Source organism: Desulfosporosinus sp. Tol-M2, assembly GCF_059735615.1.
This window is the reverse complement of the sequence record NZ_JCAIJG010000196.1, coordinates 1-1,061: the sequence shown is the minus strand read 5'-3', so window position 1 is coordinate 1,061 and position 1,061 is coordinate 1. Positions and strand designations below refer to the sequence as shown.

1 protein-coding gene is annotated in these 1,061 nt (G+C 48.6%); it reads left to right on the top strand.

All coding sequences use genetic code 11. The annotated features are described in order from the left end of the window. A partial coding sequence (locus AC6I5A_RS14120; protein ID WP_497900787.1) for a ribonucleotide reductase barrel domain-containing protein occupies positions 1-1,061 on the top strand: 1,061 nt, incomplete at both ends.

Here is a 1,061-nt window from a genome sequence, read left to right as displayed (position 1 = left end):
GAAGAGGGTTTTCTTTTAGGCTTGCTTTTAGGGGATGGGACGTTAAAAGAAGAGAGAAATGAACGTCGGATGAAGTTAGCGTCCTTACGCGATTTAGCGGGGGAGTATGGTATTTTTCCAAAGGAGAAAAGGCTTACTGAGGAGCTGGAAAAAACAAGCTCGGACTTTCACCGAGGACTGATCAGGGGTTTGTTTGATACCGATGGAACAGTAGTCGGTTCTCAAGAGAAAGGCGTATCCGTCAGGCTCTGGCAAAAGGATTTCGCGGGGCTTCAGATACTCCAGCGCATGCTGCATCGTTTAGGTATGGCTTCGACAATTTACAGAGACCGCCAATCTTCGGGCTCTAAGTCTTTGCCGGATGGCAAGGGTGGTCAGCGGGACTATGAGGTTCAGCCGGGGCACGAACTCTCCCTATCCCAAGATAATTTGCCGGCTTTTGCTGAGGTTATTGGCTTTAGCAACATGAAGAAAAAGCAAACCCTCAAAAATCTGCTTGAGGGCTATCAGCGTAATATAAATAGAGAGCGCTTTCTGGCCAATGTGACGGAATGTCTCCCGGCAGGGGTTGAGGAAGTTTATGATGCCCAAGTTCCGGGGGTCAATGCCTTTGATGCCAACGGGATCTATGTGCATAATTGTGGCGAGCAGCCGCTTTTGCCCAATGAGGCCTGTAACTTGGGCTCGATTAATCTCAAATTAATGGTGATCGAAAAAGATGGGAAAATGGTGATTAACTGGGAGCGTTTAAGTCAGGTGGTCCGCTTGGCCGTTCGTTTTCTGGACGACGTGATTGATGTGAATCAGTATCCCCTGCCCATCATTGATGAGGTTGTTAAAGGGAACCGTAAAATCGGACTTGGCGTGATGGGCTTTGCCGATATGCTCATTTTGCTGCAAACATCGTACGCCACGGAAGACGCGGTTGAATATGCGGAAAAAGTTATGAAATTTATCCAGACGGAAGCGCGGATTGAGTCCCAACGCCTGGCTGAAGAACGGGGAACCTTCCCGAATTATACGGGCTCAATTTATGACGGGGTCATGAAACTGCGCAACGC